This is a genomic window from Brevibacillus brevis NBRC 100599 (assembly GCF_000010165.1).
Taxonomy (GTDB): domain Bacteria; phylum Bacillota; class Bacilli; order Brevibacillales; family Brevibacillaceae; genus Brevibacillus; species Brevibacillus brevis_D.
In genome coordinates this window covers 6,110,426-6,127,050 of the sequence record NC_012491.1, presented here as the reverse complement: position 1 = coordinate 6,127,050, position 16,625 = coordinate 6,110,426, and the positions used below count along the sequence as shown (strand labels likewise).

Annotated in this window: 15 protein-coding genes; 9 read left to right on the top strand and 6 right to left on the bottom strand. The window is 47.1% G+C overall.

Annotated features, from left to right (window positions below; genetic code table 11):
• Window positions 1-116 precede the first annotated feature (116 nt).
• From BBR47_RS28875 to BBR47_RS28865, 3 genes are read right to left on the bottom strand one after another with little or no spacing between them, the layout of a single operon-like run.
• The gene (locus tag BBR47_RS28875) at window positions 117-830 is read right to left on the bottom strand and encodes a hypothetical protein (RefSeq protein ID WP_015893945.1); all 714 of its coding nucleotides are present in this window, start codon (window positions 828-830) and stop codon (window positions 117-119) included.
• Window positions 831-832: 2 nt separating this feature from the next.
• The gene (locus BBR47_RS28870) at window positions 833-1,534 is read right to left on the bottom strand and encodes a glycosyltransferase family 2 protein (protein ID WP_015893944.1); all 702 of its coding nucleotides are present in this window, start codon (window positions 1,532-1,534) and stop codon (window positions 833-835) included.
• Window positions 1,491-2,393 carry a class I SAM-dependent methyltransferase gene (locus BBR47_RS28865; RefSeq protein ID WP_015893943.1) on the bottom strand — a complete coding sequence of 301 codons (903 nt, stop codon included), beginning with the start codon at window positions 2,391-2,393 and terminating at the stop codon, window positions 1,491-1,493. Before BBR47_RS28865 ends, BBR47_RS28870 begins: the two co-directional genes overlap by 44 nt.
• Window positions 2,394-2,566: 173 nt before the next feature.
• On the opposite strand from BBR47_RS28865, the gene BBR47_RS28860 reads away from it, so the two are divergent.
• From BBR47_RS28860 to BBR47_RS28845, 4 genes are all read left to right on the top strand, one after another.
• On the top strand, window positions 2,567-3,715 hold the full coding sequence (locus BBR47_RS28860) for a glycosyltransferase (RefSeq protein WP_015893941.1): 1,149 nt from the start codon (window positions 2,567-2,569) through the stop codon (window positions 3,713-3,715).
• A gap of 212 nt (window positions 3,716-3,927) precedes the next feature.
• Entirely contained in the window at window positions 3,928-4,896 is a 969-nt protein-coding gene (locus BBR47_RS28855) for an ABC transporter substrate-binding protein (protein ID WP_015893940.1), read from the top strand.
• Between the two features lie 87 nt (window positions 4,897-4,983).
• Window positions 4,984-5,994, top strand: coding sequence for a FecCD family ABC transporter permease (locus BBR47_RS28850; RefSeq protein WP_015893939.1), 1,011 nt, complete (start codon window positions 4,984-4,986; stop codon window positions 5,992-5,994).
• Window positions 5,991-6,974, top strand: coding sequence for a FecCD family ABC transporter permease (locus tag BBR47_RS28845; RefSeq protein WP_015893938.1), 984 nt, complete (start codon window positions 5,991-5,993; stop codon window positions 6,972-6,974). Before BBR47_RS28850 ends, BBR47_RS28845 begins: the two co-directional genes overlap by 4 nt.
• Before the next feature lie 202 nt (window positions 6,975-7,176).
• Here the strand turns inward: BBR47_RS28845 and BBR47_RS28840 are convergent, their stop codons facing one another.
• A complete protein-coding gene (locus BBR47_RS28840) occupies window positions 7,177-8,124 on the bottom strand; it encodes an alpha/beta hydrolase (protein WP_041749952.1) in 948 nt (315 codons plus the stop codon).
• Window positions 8,125-8,465: 341 nt separating this feature from the next.
• Entirely contained in the window at window positions 8,466-8,885 is a 420-nt protein-coding gene (locus BBR47_RS28835; RefSeq protein ID WP_015893936.1) for an organic hydroperoxide resistance protein, read from the bottom strand.
• 174 nt (window positions 8,886-9,059) lie between these two features.
• Between BBR47_RS28835 and BBR47_RS28830 the strand changes: the two genes are divergently transcribed.
• The 5 genes from BBR47_RS28830 to BBR47_RS28810 all read left to right on the top strand — a co-directional run bounded on the left by BBR47_RS28830 (window position 9,060) and on the right by BBR47_RS28810 (window position 15,079).
• Entirely contained in the window at window positions 9,060-9,521 is a 462-nt protein-coding gene (locus BBR47_RS28830) for a MarR family winged helix-turn-helix transcriptional regulator (protein ID WP_015893935.1), read from the top strand.
• Between the two features lie 207 nt (window positions 9,522-9,728).
• Window positions 9,729-10,289 (top strand): RNA polymerase sigma factor, encoded by a 561-nt coding sequence (locus BBR47_RS28825; protein ID WP_015893934.1) that lies wholly within the window; start codon window positions 9,729-9,731, stop codon window positions 10,287-10,289.
• Window positions 10,276-11,871, top strand: coding sequence for a DUF4179 domain-containing protein (locus tag BBR47_RS28820; RefSeq protein WP_015893933.1), 1,596 nt, complete (start codon window positions 10,276-10,278; stop codon window positions 11,869-11,871). Before BBR47_RS28825 ends, BBR47_RS28820 begins: the two co-directional genes overlap by 14 nt.
• Before the next feature lie 145 nt (window positions 11,872-12,016).
• On the top strand, window positions 12,017-14,692 hold the full coding sequence (locus BBR47_RS28815) for a YhgE/Pip domain-containing protein (RefSeq protein ID WP_015893932.1): 2,676 nt from the start codon (window positions 12,017-12,019) through the stop codon (window positions 14,690-14,692).
• Between the two features lie 141 nt (window positions 14,693-14,833).
• On the top strand, window positions 14,834-15,079 hold the full coding sequence (locus BBR47_RS28810; RefSeq protein WP_015893931.1) for a hypothetical protein: 246 nt from the start codon (window positions 14,834-14,836) through the stop codon (window positions 15,077-15,079).
• 129 nt (window positions 15,080-15,208) lie between these two features.
• On the opposite strand, the gene BBR47_RS28805 is transcribed toward BBR47_RS28810, so the two are convergent.
• The gene (locus BBR47_RS28805; RefSeq protein WP_015893930.1) at window positions 15,209-16,606 is read right to left on the bottom strand and encodes an MFS transporter; all 1,398 of its coding nucleotides are present in this window, start codon (window positions 16,604-16,606) and stop codon (window positions 15,209-15,211) included.
• Window positions 16,607-16,625 lie beyond the last annotated feature (19 nt).

Below are 16,625 nucleotides of genomic sequence, written 5' to 3'. Positions count from 1 at the left end.
GGATCGTCATAGGATCGCGTGATTGATAGTGAAGAAATGGAAACTTCCTCGCAGTACATGTTATGTATCCGCGATCCTAATATGACAACTTAATCGTATTGATTGGGACAAACTCATCACCTCATGGACTTAGTTATATTTTTGGTTCCCTGGAGCCTTACCAATACCCAGCGACGATTTCCAGCTATCTCTCGAAAAAGTTCTTCGTAGTGATAGATTTTTCCGAGATGAGCCAGAAAGGGATAGTGATCAAAATCATCTACGAGAATAAGCGCATCTGGCTTGAGCGTATCAACAAATAGTGGATAGGCAAGAGAGCGGCCGTTGCCATGCGGACCGTCAACAACCATGACATCTATTGATTGACTGGAAAGCGGTAGTTGGTCCAAGTCGGCGTAAAAGGCATTTTGTATGGAAAAATGATCAAATTGATTCTCGAGAACACACTGTCCGATGGTGGGCCACAAGCTCTTGCTCCCTGCTGGATTGTCGAAGACCTTGTTCCATTCCTCTTCGGATAGCTGCTTCAAAGAGCTGGTCACTAAAGTAACATGCGGTACATCCCCTAGACTCTCCTTGATTTCTTTTGCGCGAATCGGATGATGCTCCACAATAATTGTTTTGACCCGGAGCAGCTCAAGCTCGCCAAGTGATTTCCAAAACAGAGCGGAGTCACCCCCACCCAACTGAAGCACCTGGCACTCCTCATTTTCTTGGTTAATATGTCGGCATGTATGTACGAGGGCCTGCTTGCTCAACGTGAGTGAGTTGTACCGCCAGTGATTACAATTGGACTGCTGCAAGGCTTTTTCAATATCGCGAATGATCATCTTCATTCCACCCATTCCAACAGATTGGGATGTTGATCCAAGATGGATTCATACTGTTCCTTCCAGCCATATTTGGCATCGGGGTCGAGGAGCTGATAACGGTTGTATTTGCTTTGTCTGTCTTCGAGTCGGGCCCAGCCAAAATGCTTCACGCGGGATGGATGGCACAGGTAAGAGAACTGGTTGATCGAGAGAGGAAATCTGCCGCAATGCTGAGGGGTTTCCCTCCATATATAGGGGAAGTCAGGGCGGTACTTGACCATAAAGGGACGATAGTAATGATGGGCTTTCCAATACACATCCTCGCGATAATGCGTGTCACTCCACATATCGTACAAACGAAAGTAGATCGCCTCATATGTCTGCTGTTCCAAAATCTCGGAGACTTTCGAGGGGAAGGAGCTATCCATGAGTTCATCGGCGTCCAGATTCAAAATCCATCCTGGATCAGTCTGGATCGTTTCTTGCCATTGTTGTTTGCGCAAGGCCACCTCGTTGGAAAACTGAGAGGTAGCGTTTTGAACCAGATGAAGAGGAACGCCCTTGAGTACCTCTCTACAGAGATCTGCGGTATGATCGATACTGCCATCGTCGATGATGACGGCTGCATCAATAAAGTCTTTATGTGCTTCCAGCGCTCGTCTTAAATAGCGATTGCTTTCATTTTTCACAATCATGGAAAGAGTTAGTTTGGTTCTGGTCATCTACGTGCTGCACCTCCTGCGCTTGTCGTGTTGCAATGCAGAAGATTTCATGGCCTTGGAAGGTCGACTGTAGGTTCACGGCTAGCTGCATGATGTCCTGGATCGGTAAAGGTGTTTGCGTGGTCTTGCGCAAATGGTTTTCCAAGCGATTTGTTTCTTCCCGAGAAAAGATGGAGAGAATCTCCCAACCGCCTTGATGAAGCAGTGAGATCAGATTGTCACGCGAGTAATGAAAGAGGTGGTCATTTTCGGTATACAGCGGAGAATACACCCCAAACAGTTTATTGGTAAACGAGTTTTTGTTCGGCACGCTAAAAATGATCTTTCCTCCTGGTTTAAGAAACCCCTTCAATTCTTCAAGGTATTGCTTCGGATGCGAAATATGCTCAAAGACGTGACAAAAAACGATGGCATCAAACGTACCAAGGTGTTCGGGGGCGAGAACAGAGGAGTTCCATAACGAATGAACCAGTTGTAACCCATACCGATCTTGGGCGTATGCGCATGATTGATGTGACGGCTCTACCCCAACAACCTCCCACCCAGCCTCACGAGCTAGGAATAACAACTCTCCTGTTCCTGGACCAATTTCGAGCAGCTTCCCTTTTTCCGAAAACCACATATCGAGCAGCAATGTATGGAAGATCGCGTGTTCCGTAAATGTATTTTTGGCGTATTGATCCCGCATGGAGACCCAACTCGCGTCATAAATGTCTGCAACCAGCTGTGTCACGTTGACTTGATCGAGGTGAGGTTGAAAAACGAGATCACAATCTTTGCACGTTAGGAGCGAGAAGGTAGCGTACTGGTGGAAAAGCGCAACCTGAGCGCTGTTGCACAAAGGACATGAGTCATGCATGGATACGATCCCTGCTTTCTTTGTGATATCTGCCTACGACTACCTATGCGCGGCTCCAGCAAAAGGTTCGAAAGCCAAGGGAATGGCGGCGTTCTGAAAGAAGCAGTCCACTCATAGAGTAAAGGGGGGATAGACTACGATCTCAGTGATGTGTGTAAAAGGAGATGAGCAGCATGTCTGAGTCGCCCAAAATTTCCCTATGTATGATTGTAAAAAACGAAGAAGAATGCCTTCACAAGTGCTTGGAAAGCGTAAAAGATCTTGTGGATGAAATGATTATTGTAGACACGGGGAGTACGGACAACACCGTAGAGATATGCAAGTCATTCGGAGCGGTCATGCATTCGTATGAGTGGCAGGATAACTTCGCAGAAGCCCGAAACTTTGGACTGGAAAAAGCAACGGGCGACTGGATTTTGTGGATGGATGCCGATGAGGAATTGAACCAGGAAGATAGCAAGAACTTGAAGGAGCTGCTTCGTGGTCAAGAAGATTCTCTTTTTTATATCCATCTAATTAATTACATTGGAGATGACATAAATGAAGACGATGCTTTTCATATCGCTCACTCACGTTTGTTTCGCAATGGCATCGGTTTTCGCTTCCATTTTCCCATCCATGAAACGCTCAACGTAGAAGAGGTTCTTCCCAATCTGACCGATGATCTCCACATTCAAATCTTGCCTGTACGGATATACCATTACGGCTACATGAATGAATGTACTGGCAGAAAGAACAAGCTCGAGCGCAATATTGGGCTACTTATGAAGGAATTGGAAAAAGAGGACCACTCTCCATGGATTGAGTATCATCTTGCCAGTGAATTCTCACGTATCCAGGAGCATGAGAAAACGTTCAAGTTCGTGAATCTGTCTATTATCGGGTTTCTCGAAAACCATATGATGCCTCCTTCGCTTCTTTATAAGCTCAAATACTCTACGTTGATCGCGATCGGCAGTGCTGAGGGAGCCTGGCCAGGAATTGAAAAGGCAATCGAGATGTATCCGGACTACGTTGATTTGCATTTGTACAAAGGGATCATTCAGTATTTGAAAAACGACTATAAACGTGCTTTGATGACGTTTGATCACTGCTTGGAGCTAGGGGAGAGCAACATTCGGCATCTGACCTTGAAGGGATCGGGAAGTTTTCACGCCTGGTACTACAAAGGGCTTTGCTACGAAGGATTGGATCAAGTGAAGAAGGCTGTGGCCGCTTATCAGACGGCATTGGCAATGGCGGAGAATCATGCGCCTGCCAAGGAAGCATTAGAGAAGCTGTGCTCGACGGCTGAAGTGAGTCATACGTCAAACAACAAATAGCATTGTGGCGAAACTGTTTACGTCGATGGTTCAGACGTAACGGCTTTTTTTCGTAATGGCAGGGCATGAACAAAATGACGTTAATCATCTTTATTACGGTAAAAGGTTTAATAAACATAATGTTTCATTTGTGGCAGCGGATTGTTACAATAAAAAACGCATTTTATCGGTAATAATAATCATTATCAATCATAACGAGTGAGGGACAAAAGATGAAGCGAACAAACGGAATGAAACGTCTCGGCTATATGCTTTGGACGCTTACACTGGCAGCTACGGTCTTACTGACTGGGTGCGGCAGCGCAGAGCAAAAACAGCCAGCAGCAGGTCAAGATAACGCGAAAACTGCACAAAAGCGCATCGTGAAACACGAGCTGGGCGAAACGGAAATTACCGGGGACCCGAAAAGAGTTGTCGCGCTGGAGTACTCCTTTGTAGACGGACTATGGGAGCTGGGAGTGACGCCTGTAGGAATCGCGCAGGAGAAGGATAAGGACGTAGAAGGATTGATCGGCAAAAAAATCGAGTATACCCCTGTGGGGACTCGCCAGCAGCCAAGTCTGGAGGTCATCAGCTCGTTGCATCCGGATTTGATTATTGGTGATTTGAATCGCCACAAGGACATTTACAAGGATTTGCAAAAAATCGCACCGACGATCATTTTGAAAAGCCGCAACTCGACGTATCAGGAAAACCTGAGCTCGTTTGTCACGATAGGGGAAGCGCTGAACAAGCAAAAAGAAGCAGAGCAGCGCCTGATCAAGCACAAGGAGATCATCGCAGAGTTTAAAAAGAAGGTACAAGCTGGCGATTCACGCAAAGTCATGCTGGGAGTATTCCGCGCAGATTCTCTGTCTGCACATGGTGCGAAATCGTTTGATGGCGAATTGCTCGAAATGATTGGAATCAAAAATGCAATTCAAGACGCGCCAGAGCCAACGGTAAAAATCAGTCTGGAGCAAATGGTGCAGTGGGACCCAGATGTGATTTTCCTGGCGGAGGCTGACGACGCGCTGTTGAACGAATGGAAGCAAAATCCGCTCTGGAACAATATCACCGCAGTCAAAAATCACGAAGTATACAAAGTAAATCGTGACCTCTGGACGCGCTATCGCGGACTGAAATCCGCAGAACGCATTGTGGAAGAGGCAGTGAACCTCTTATATAGCAAGGAAAAATAATATACGATGCAAATTCTGGAAAAGACCGATCGCTGATCTGGTCTTTTCCGTGTTCCTGCACGTGGTAGTAGATTGAGGTGGCTTGTATTGCAGAAAACAACGACACGACAACGAAAAAGTACCTTTGTCCTCATTGTGATCGGCTTGGTAATCCTCTTGCTGATCGGTTTGTTGCTGAGCTTGTTTACCGGAGTAGCTTCGCTGCAGATTCGCTCATTAGTAACGCATTGGTTATCGGGCGAATTCTCCAAGGAGCTCTTGATTTTCCAAACCATCCGCGTTCCAAGAGCCGTGCTGGGAGCCATCATTGGGGCAAATTTAGCTGTGGCAGGTGCAGTGATGCAGGCCGTTACCCGCAATCCGCTGGCATCCCCGCAAGTGTTTGGCGTGAATGCGGGGGCTTGTCTGGTGGTCGTACTTGCGATTTTGTTTTTACCGGATATCGGGAAAGCCAACCTCATTTATTTTGCATTTGCTGGGGCGATTCTCGGGGGACTTGTGGTCTTTGGTTTTGCAGCTTCCCGCGGGATGACCAATCTCAAGATCGCTTTGGTAGGAATGGCTATCCACCTGCTGCTTACCTCCATTACGAAGGGAATTATTATTTTTAACGAACACATATCGAATGTATTGTACTGGTTGTCTGGCTCCATTAGCGGAGCGGCCTGGACGGATGTGCAATTGATTTTGCCATGGTCGATGGCGGGACTCCTGCTGGCGATCTGGCTGTCCGGCTCTTTGTCTGTGTTTCGACTGGGGGAGGAAGTCGCGATGGGGTTGGGACAAAAAATCGCCCGCGTCCGTCTGCTGTCTTATGTTGTGGTCGTTATTTTGGCAGGCGCCTCTGTTGCTGTCGCCGGAGCTGTTGGGTTCGTCGGACTGATGATTCCGCATATCGCAAGGAGGCTCGTTGGTACGGACTATCGCGTCGTCATCCCTGTGTCTGCGCTTGGTGGTGCTGTTTTAGTGACCTATTCCGATGTCCTGGCTCGCTTGATTTCCTATCCGTTTGAGTCTCCTGTAGGGATTGTAACGGCTCTCCTGGGAACTCCGTTCTTTCTGTACTTGGCGAGAAAAAAGGGGAGGGAAATGGTATGACTACGCGAAAAAACATCCTGCTCCTGATGGGCCTCGGTGCCTTAGTCTTAGTGGCAGCATTGCTTAGCATGGGGATCGGTCCGATCTTTATCGGCCCTGATCAACTCATTCGAGTGATTATGGGCGAAGCTTCATCGCTTACGTTTATGATTGAAAACTATCGATTGCCGCGGGCGTTGCTCGCGATTCTTGCTGGAGCGGGCTTCGCGATCGCTGGTGTGATTTTGCAAGGAATGATTCGTAATCCGCTGGCATCACCGGATGTCGTAGGGGTAACGAAAGGTGCGGGCTTGTTCGCAGTTGTGGTCATCATTTTGTTTCCGACCGCTTCACCACTTCTCCTCCCGATTGTCGCGTTTTTGGGAGCACTGGCGGTAGCCATTGCCCTCATCTATTTCGCTCGGAAAAGCGGTGCACAGCCAACTACGTTTGCCTTGGTTGGAATGGGAGTAGGGGCGATCTGCCAAGCGTTGACGGAATTCATCATGGTAAAGTATCCGATGCAAGCCAATGATTCTCTTGTCTGGCTGGCAGGGAGCTTGTGGGGGAAAGGCTGGGATGAAATTTACGCTTTGCTGCCGTGGCTGCTCGTATTCATTCCGATTAGCTTTGCCCTGCATCGAAAGCTGGACATTATTAGTCTGGATGAAGGGAGCTCCACCGGGCTTGGACTGAATGTCGTGCGAACACGCTATATGCTCTTGCTGCTCGCCGTTGCGTTGGCAGGCGCATGTGTAGCGGCGATTGGCTCGATCGGCTTTGTGGGATTAATTGCGCCGCATATGGCGAGAAAGCTGTTCGGTCATCAGCATCGTTATCTGTTGCCAGGTGCGGCGGTTCTGGGAGCGTTGATTCTCGTCATTGCAGATGCATTGGGGAGGGGACTGAATCCTCCGTTCGAGATTCCCGCGGGTATCGTGACGGCCGTCATCGGTGTTCCGTACTTCTTGTATTTGGTGCGTCAAGAGAAGAGAAAGTAAAAAAAGCCTAAGTAGCCAGTGTGATCCGGTATTCTACCGAGGTACACTGGTTTGTTTTTTCTCGAACCGCTCCTTTTCTACCCATAAGAAATCCCCTCCAAGTAGAGTGTGCCACCCACCGTTTTGTGGGCGGAGTTTTTACACTGTCTACTCAAAGGGGATATTAGCAGCCTAGGTTTTTTTCAATGTCCACATTTCCTTTTTACTCTTGTTTAAGCCATGCGTTAGCCAATGTCATGGCTCCACGTGCTGCTTCCGTATTTGCCAAATCATTAAGCATGACGAAATCGTGGATGATTCCTTGGAAACGTACCGTTGTTACAGGTACACCAGCCTCACGAAGTTTATTTCCATAAGCCTCCCCTTCATCGCGCAATACATCTGCTTCCGCTGTGATAATTAATGCCTCCGGAAGTCCTTTCAACTGTTCTGTCGTTGCACGCAAAGGGGAAGCAGTGATTTCCGCTCTTTGTTTCGGATCGGTTGTATATTGATCCCAGAACCATTGCATGGCGTCACGACGAAGGAAGTAATTCTTGGCAAACTGATGATAAGAAGGAGTATCAAATGACGCGTCCGTTACAGGATAGAATAGCAGTTGCTTGTTAATTTGTGGACCTTTTCGTTCTTTTGCCATGAGAGTAATAGCTGCTGTCATGTTTCCGCCAACACTATCCCCTGCTACGGCAAGTTTTTCAGGGTTCATGCCGTGCTGTTTTCCATTCCTCGATACCCACTCCAATGCTGCATAAACTTCTTCGATCGCAACAGGATACTTTGCTTCCGGCGAGAGGCTATAGTTGGTAAACACGACTGCAGATTGGGAACCAACTGCAAGTTCACGTATCAATCGGTCGTGCGTATGCTCGTTTCCGAATACCCAGCCAGCTCCATGCGTGTACAAAATTACGGGGAGGTTTTGAGGGGCGTTCTGCGGCTTCACAATCCTGATGGAAACAGACCCTTTTGGCCCTCCGTTAATAGTAAGGTCTTGAATATCAACAGGTAATTTCTTAACAGGACCGGACTGAACCTGATCCACGGCCTTTCTCCCCTCTACTGGTCCAAGATCGAATAAATATGGAGGGTTAGCTGTTGCGTCTGCGAATTTTTGAGCTTCAGCCTCGAGGACTACTACTTTATTTTCCATTTTCTTTTCCAACTTTCCTTGTTTTGTTTGTTGAGAAGCATCTGCGTGTAAGAAGGTATTAACACTGTAACCGCCAACCAGTAATGTGAGCGCAATACCAGAAAGTAATGCTTTACTCTTGTTCATGAATAAATTCTCCCTTACTTTTTTGTACATGAGTTGAACTATTCTTGTATTCGGTTTTGTAGCGGAAAAAGTAATCACCACAAATTTGATTTTTATAAATTAAATTGCATACAATTTATCAGGCAGAAAAATATCGGGAATGCCCGGTCTCTGTCAAGCGCATTTTCTGTAAGAAGCTACAAACCCGAAGCATCCTACTTACGGGTCCTTTTTGTTTAGATGACTCTCAATTCAACATGCATGTTACCGTTGCGAGTTGCTCTTGAATACGGACATACTTGGTGAGCTTCTTCTACCAATTCCTTTGCTGTGTCTCGGTCAACGCCGTTTACTTTAACCTCCAGAACCGTGTGTAATTGGAATCCGCCCTCCGCATCTTTTCCAAACGAAACGTTAGCCGTAACCGTCGTACTCTCCAGCTTGATCCGTTTTGTACGGGCAACGAGGTTCAGTGCTCCATCGAAGCAAGCGGAATATCCAGCTGCAAAAAGTTGTTCAGGATTGGTGTAAGCACCGCCAGGTCCACCCATTTCCTTTGGAGTGCGAATTTCAAGATCAAGTACGCCATCGGACGATTTCACTACTCCGTTCCGTCCGCCAGAAGCAGTTACAGAAGTTGTATAAATTGGTTGCATGAACACTCTCTCCTTTGATTGTTGACGATTATATTGTACGCAATTTAATTTACCACTCACTTTAATTCTTGTCAACATGAATAGCTATTTAATTTCGCGCTATTCAATTTGACATTACTTACCCTGAACGTTATGATTCTTTCAAAATATGCTATATCGGAGTGGATTTTATCCATGAATAACGATGAATTTTTACAACTAAAGAATCAGCTTTGCTTTACCGTATATGCACTGTCCCGTGAAATTACTCGTATGTATCGCCCCTATCTGGAAGAAATGGGCGTAACCTATCCACAGTATCTTGTTCTGCTCGTTTTATGGGAGTATGGCGAACGTACAGTTAAAGAGCTTGGAGAACAGCTTTACCTAGATTCAGGCACGTTAACCCCACTCCTGAAACGAATGCAAGAATCAAAACTGGTCACACGAGACCGTTCCAAAGAGGATGAACGAGTTGTCGTTATTCGCTTGACAGAAAAAGGACATTCTCTAAAAGAGCAATCCTGTAAACTGCCAGAAGCTTTATTAAATAATAGTAGGCTCGATCCTAAGGAATTTAGTGAGCTTCTCCAAAGTAGCCAACTTCTGCTTACGCACATCCATCATTCAAACGAAGCCGTCAATTCCAAAAGATAACGTTACTTTTTAAAGGAACGGACCGTGAATACCAATTTACTAAGAAGAGCCTGACCAGTGATGGTTGGGCTTTTTTCCTGTCCTGAAAATATTTATCCAATCCTTGTAAGAAAAAAACCGATCTTTTCATAGTAAAAGTAGAATGGTTGCTGGACAGTAGAAGTGAACGGAATGTCCGGTGATAGAAATAGAAGGGAGCGACAATTCATGGAGGAGGATCAAGAGTGGGTGAAGCAAGTCTTGGGAGGCGACCCGCATGCCTTTGCCCACCTTGTGAACAAGTACAAGTACAGGGTGTGCTCGTTACTCGTACGGATGGGCAATTCCCCAGAGGATGCAGAGGATTTTGCACAGACTGCTTTCGTCAATGCGTATAAAAGCTTGCAGCAATATGATGCGAGCCGTCCGTTTTCAGCTTGGTTAAATAAAATCGCAATCAACTGTTGTCTGCAAGCATGGCGGACGGCACAGAAGAAGAATCCGATCGTGCCTTTTCAAGAATCCATGAAGGCGCACACCAATTATGAAAACCCGGAGTCGTTTTACCTGGCTCGTGAAAAACAAAACGAAATATTCGCTGTCATGGGAGAACTCGCTTCCCATTACCGGATCGTGCTTACTCTACGATATTTTGAAGAGCTGAGCTATCAAGAAATTGCTGAGACGATGCAAGTGCCGGTAACTACCGTGCAAGTTCACCTGTACCGCGCGAAGAAAAAGCTCCGTGAGCTCATGGGGAAAAGGGGGGAACTTCATGAAATGTGCTGATTGTATCAGACGGATCAATCAAGTCGACAGAGAGCTTTCACATGAGGAAGGAAGACAGCTTCAGGACCATATCGCTGGTTGTGGGCATTGTCAGTCCATACTGCTTCAGGAAGTCGATGAAGTGGAGGCCGACTTGAGTAAACCTTGGCCGATCGTATCTGCTTCGGATCCATTCACCGAAAAAGTCATGGCGGAAATTTTACAAGTAGAAGAGCAACAACAAGAATCGTTACGTCGAAAAAAATGGCCTAGTCGTCTATGGAAACGAGCAAGCATTACCGCAGCCATACTGCTGCTCGCCCTGACAGTAGGTGTCGTATCGTCCCCTACGCTCGCTAACTATGTCACGTCAATTTTTTCCGAGTCGTTTATCGTAGAAATGAAGCGTGGAGGCGATTTGGGCTTTTCTCAAAAAGTGAATCAAACAGTCACGGATCAAGGCATCGTCATGCTGGTAGATGAGATTTTGGTCGATCCATTAAAGATGTATGTGCCGATTCGATTTTTCACGGAACAACAGAAGGAGCTAGAAGCTTCGATTGAGTTTGAAAACAAGGACAACCGAATTTTTCTGTCTGACAAAAACGGGAAGTACATCGGAACGGAAGTGGACCATTCATACGACTTCGAGACGTTGTATCTACCAAAGAACGTTCCAAATGATTTGATTCTCAACCTGAAAGTAACCAGAGTCGATCTGCGCGACGAATCATCTAAAGAAGACGAAGAGCAGGTAAATCCCATCTATGAAAGCTGGCATATGAAAATTCCCGTCTCGCTGGAAAAAAGCAAATCGGCCACACAAACGATCCCAATTGAGAAAACATACACCTCTCCGCAAGGGTTTATCTTGGTAGCTGATAGATTAGTGCTGACACCAATAGAATCAAAGCTGATCCTCTCCTCTAAGATGAGTGAGCAAGAGAAGGCGCGTATGGAGTCGAAAGCCGAAGCAAGAATGAAGGTTCACAATTCGTTTTACCCTGACAAGATCACTGCCCAAGAAGTGCGGGATTCCATCAGAACGAATGCGACAGTCATGTGGGAAATCGTCGATGAGACAGGCAAGGTTGTGATGGATACGAATGGGGCCGATGGAGAGTTTTACGGTCCGATTGAGCCGAACAAAAAGCTGACGTATCGTACTGTCTACATCCAGAAGGCAGAACCATCCGATTTGCTCATGACGTTTACACCTGCAAAACTCAACGAGCAGCCCGCAACCTTTACAAATGAAGGGAATACGCTTGTCTTGAAGTCGTTTCGCATTGAGCCCGATCCTGATCCTGATTCAGATACCAGTGCATCCGGATACGTCGGTATCATTGAGGCAGAGATCAATTACCACAAGGACAATTTAGTGTACTATCGAATGGATGCTGTTGGGTTAGGCAGTGTCAAAATGGAGGAAGACGATCTCTCCAAGGACAGTAAGCGCCCACATATAAGCACGATAACCATCCGCAATTTCCCAAAAGGCAAAGGAAGGGAGAATCAACCGGTGACGATTACAGCCAGTGAGCTTATAAGGGAGTATGAAAACGTGGATTGGAGCTTTGACATCGTAAGTCCAGCGCATTGAGGAAGCCATCGCTTTTATCCTTCATAATTTGGCGTGCAGCAGCCCATGCTACTACTGACAGCTCATTCCCGACGATTTCCTTTCATGGTAAACTGTCATGTAAGTGTCATGCTTCATCCATTCTGTCCTACTAGGTGGTACATACATGCGGTCTATATGGAAGATATACAAAACAGACTGGATTAACATTTTTAAGGTCCCGACTGGGATTTTTCTGATCATCGCCATCATTCTCATTCCTTGTTTATACGATTGGATCAACATCAAATCAGTATGGGACCCTTACGCCAATACGCAAGGGGTCAAGGTAGCGGTGACGAGCGAGGATCAGGGAGCTACGGTTGAGGATAAAAAGGTCAACATCGGAGAGGAGCTCATAAAGAGCTTGCATAACAACCAGAAACTAGGGTGGACCTTTGTGGATAAAGAAGAAGCCAGAAGGGGCGTGGAGCGGGGCGATTACTATGCCAGCATCCTGATCCCCGCTGACTTTTCCACAAGAATCACGGGAATTGTTCATGGCAACCTGAACAAGCCCGAAGTGATCTATACGGTCAATGAAAAAGTGAACGCCGTCGCACCTAAAATTACCTCGTCAGGCGTTTCGGCGATTGCCAAGCAGATCAACGAGAGTTTTACGGAAAGCGTCAGTGAAGCCTTGCTCACGAAGCTTACAGAGATCGGCATTAAAATTGAAGAGCAATTGCCGACCATCCGTAAAATCGAGAGTGGCGTTTTCCAACTGGAAAAAAGTCTGCCTGAGATTCATGCCGCGGGGCAAAAAGTACTGGAGATTGAGAAGAAACTTCCCGAGATTCACGAGAAAGCGCAGATCATTCTGGAAGTGGAAAAAAGAATCCCCGAGATCAATCAAGCCGGGCAGGCCGTCCTCAAGGTTCAGCAAAACTGGCCGAAAATCAATGAGGCGGCGTCTGTTATTATCGCGATGGAAGACAAACTGCCTGTGATTGAGCAAGCCGTTGGACGAATTGAAGAGCTTGATCAAAATTTTGATAAGGTCGCAAACGCAGTGACTACGGCCACAGAAAAAGCGAGTCGAGCCATTGAGATCGTTTCGGCTGCGCAACAAGCGTTGCCGCGTATCGCTGATCTGACTGATAAGGGTGCGTCTGTTGCCGATCAGCTCAATGACTTTTTTACGAAGCATGACGGTGCCTTTGGAACGATTGCACCGCTGATCAAGCAAAATCTCATCTTAGCCCAGCAAGCATCAGATGCGCTCACACAACTCACAGACAGGCTGTTGCAAATCAATCCGGATCGCCTGCCTACTGCCAGTGAGGTAAATGCCGTGAAAGACAGGTTATCCAGAGCTTCAAATGTTTTGGGGCATACCGCATCGCTTGTAGAGAAAGTAAACAGTTATCTTCCTGGGCAGCTATTGAGTCATTTCGCAGAGAGGCTGCGCACGATTGAGAACAGAATGAACCGGCAAATCGAGATTCTCGGCATGATTGCAAGCGCGATTGAAAACGGCAAGCAGCCTGCGAAAGATTTGGTGGAGAGTCTGAATCAGCTCTCGAAAAACACTAGCGCGGAATTGGGAGACATCCTGTCTCGTTACGATAGCGAAATCGTTCCGAAAATATCTGAGGGCATTGACAGGCTGAAGGTAATCACAGGAGAAACTGCCGATCTACTGCATAAGGCCCAAGAAAAACTTCCGGATGTCGAAGCGATTCTCAAAGAAACAAAGACAGGATTGGAGCTGGGATTGGCAGAATTGAAGCGAATCCAGCAGGAGATGCCGCAAATACGGTCACACGTCCACGAGCTTGCAACAACACTCAGAAGCAAGTCGGATGCTTTTGCAAATGCCATTCGCGTAGCAGCGCCATTCCTGAAGAGCAATCTTCCTGCCATCGGGAAAAAGCTTAACGAGGCAGCGGCATTTGTCCAGAACGATTTGCCCAAAGCGGAGGCGGATTTGACCAAGCTGGCTGATTTTGTGCGCTACAAGCTCCCGGAGGTGGAGACAGGAGTTCATAGAGTTGCCGCATTGGTTCGCGATGATTTGCCTAAGCTGGAGAGTGCCATTGGGAAGGCTGCCGATAAGCTGAGAGAAGTCGAAGCGAACAACAATTTCGCCGACCTTGCCAAGCTATTGCGCGGCGACATAAAAAAGGAGAGCGAATTCCTCGCAAGTCCCGTGCAGATCAAGGAAAACCGCCTATACCCGATTCCGAATTATGGTTCGGCCATGTCGCCGTTTTACGGTGTGCTGTCTCTCTGGGTAGGTGCGACCTTGTTGATTTCCCTGCTGAAGCCGAATCCGGAAAATCCAGGCGGAGTGTACAAGCCGTATCAGTTGTATCTTGGCCGCTTGGGAACGTTTGTGACAATCGGGCTGTTTCAGGCGCTGTTCGTCACGCTCGGTGATATTTACATCCTCGGGGCCTTTGTAGCGGATAAAGCTCCGTTTGTGTTATTCGGTATGCTGGTCAGCCTGGTGTTCGTCACGATTACGTACACGCTCGTGTCCGTCTTCGGCAACGTGGGTAAAGGTATAGCGATCATCTTCATGGTATTCCAATTCTCCAGCTCGGGCGGTACGTTCCCGATCAGCATGACCGCGCCATTTTTCCAAGCGCTGAACCCATACATGCCCTTCACGTATGCGATCAGCCTATTGCGTGAAGGGGTGGGCGGCATCCTCTGGGAAACGGTGATCCGTGATATACTCGTCCTATTCGGCTTTATCGGTATCAGCCTGTTTGTGGCGCTTGCGCTGAAGCGTCCGTTGAGCGGAATCATTGAAAAGTCGATGGAGAATTCGAAGAAGACCAAGATTATTGGGTAAAGGTTACACGGAAGTTGATTGGAATTAGCAGGGTGTCCTCACGTAGATATCACTACTGGAGGGCACCCTTTTTTAAGGACAAGTGATTTTATGGTTTGGTAAAATATGGGTTATTGGTGAATCGTAAAGGAGGAATGAAGCATGGGGAGATGGTTTGGATACATTCTACTGACGATTTTGATAGGCGGTGTGTGCTTTTTTGTCATTACTCCAGAAATCACCTTGATATTGAGTATGTTCGTCATTATCGGAACCTTGTTTTATATTGTACACATTTTGAAAAATGAACTGCCCAGAGTAGTCCAGGATCAGCTGGAAAGACGATTCCATAAGACAGATAAAAGACTCGAGGAATTACAAAACCTGTACAAGAAGGAGGCTGAGTAGGGATGTCGGGGGAGAGGGCGCCTAGTGATGCTGCTCACTCTACATAAGTACATGAACAGAAATCCATCCCACTATGAAAACCTCGATTTCCTTAGCGTACGGAAAATCGAGGTTTTCATTTTCTTGAGGTTACCCCAAGGTGTCCCCTTTTTCTTGAACAGGCACAGAACCTGTCGCCAGTCGGGTAGCAGATGCCAGCCCCAGTATAACGATAAACGTCTGAAGGAGCAGAGAAACGGTAATACCAACAGAAAGGGAAAACGCAAAGGCAGTCATCACAGAAACAATGGCTCCTCCCATTCCAATGACAATCGCAGGCGTGAACGTATCCGCGATAGATAGTTCAGCAGATACTTTTCCTTCTTCACCAGATTTCGCAAGAGAAAACGCAATAGCACCGCTTGTCGGGTGAGCTAAACCGATTCCGAAGCCCATAATGATCTGGCTAAAAATCGCGACCACAATACCGAAAAGATCCTGCTGAATTAACGTCAGCGGTACGGTGCAAGCGACGCCGATGAGCATAATAACGAGACCGATGATCATTCGTTTTTTTCGACCGGCCCCTTGGTCTTTTTTGTCCAGCTTTGCCTGTACATTGGCTGCCACCGACCAACTGATTGCTGCGGAGGCAACAGCTAAACCAGCTTTGTCGGCGGTTAATCCTAAAATCGAAGTGAGTCCAAGGACGAGATACGTTTGTGTGCCGTAATAGGCAGCGACAAATAGACCCCTAGACGCCATGACGGCAGGTAAGCCTGGGCGTGCGACGAGCGTTCCTTTAGGCATCAGCTTATACAACGGGACACTGAGGGCAAGCAAACCCGCGATGGATAGCAAAAAACCGTAGATCGAGGGAATTTTGCCAAGTCCAAAAAGCAAGGCACCAGTCCCTATAGCCAAGAAAAAAGGCAGAAGAAGACTAAGATTGTTTGCCGCGCTTGCTTTTGGCGGCTGTAAGCCTCGGAAAGAGGGAGTGGTTAAGAGTGCAGACAGAAAGATAAAGGGAAGGATCAACCAGAAGACATATCTCCACGACAACTGTTCAGCAATAATCCCGGCTACATACGGTCCGAACAGGCCTGGAAGAATATAAGCGCTGGAGAAGACAGCAAGAATCTGAGGGCGAAGGGAATCAGGGTAACGCAAAGTAATCATGGTATACACGCAATTGACCAAGGCACCGGCTCCAAAGCCTTGCATCACTCGGCCAAGTAGTAAAGTAAGCATATCTGGCGCAATTGCAGCAACTACAATGCCAAGGGCAAAGAGCACGATAGTGACAATAAAAGGCTGGGCAGGCCCTTTTCTATCGACGAATTGACCTGTGACCACAGTTCCAATCAGCTGAGCCAACAAATAAGCACTGAATACCCACCCATAAAGATCCTCACCTTGCAGCTCTCGAGAAAGACCGGGGGCGATTGTCGTGACAGCCAAGCCTTCAAATGCTGTAGCAGTCACCACAAGAATAATACCAATCGTCAACGCTCGATAATGCGTGCTCCAAATCCCTTCTGTGCTCATTATTTTCACTCCTTTTTTG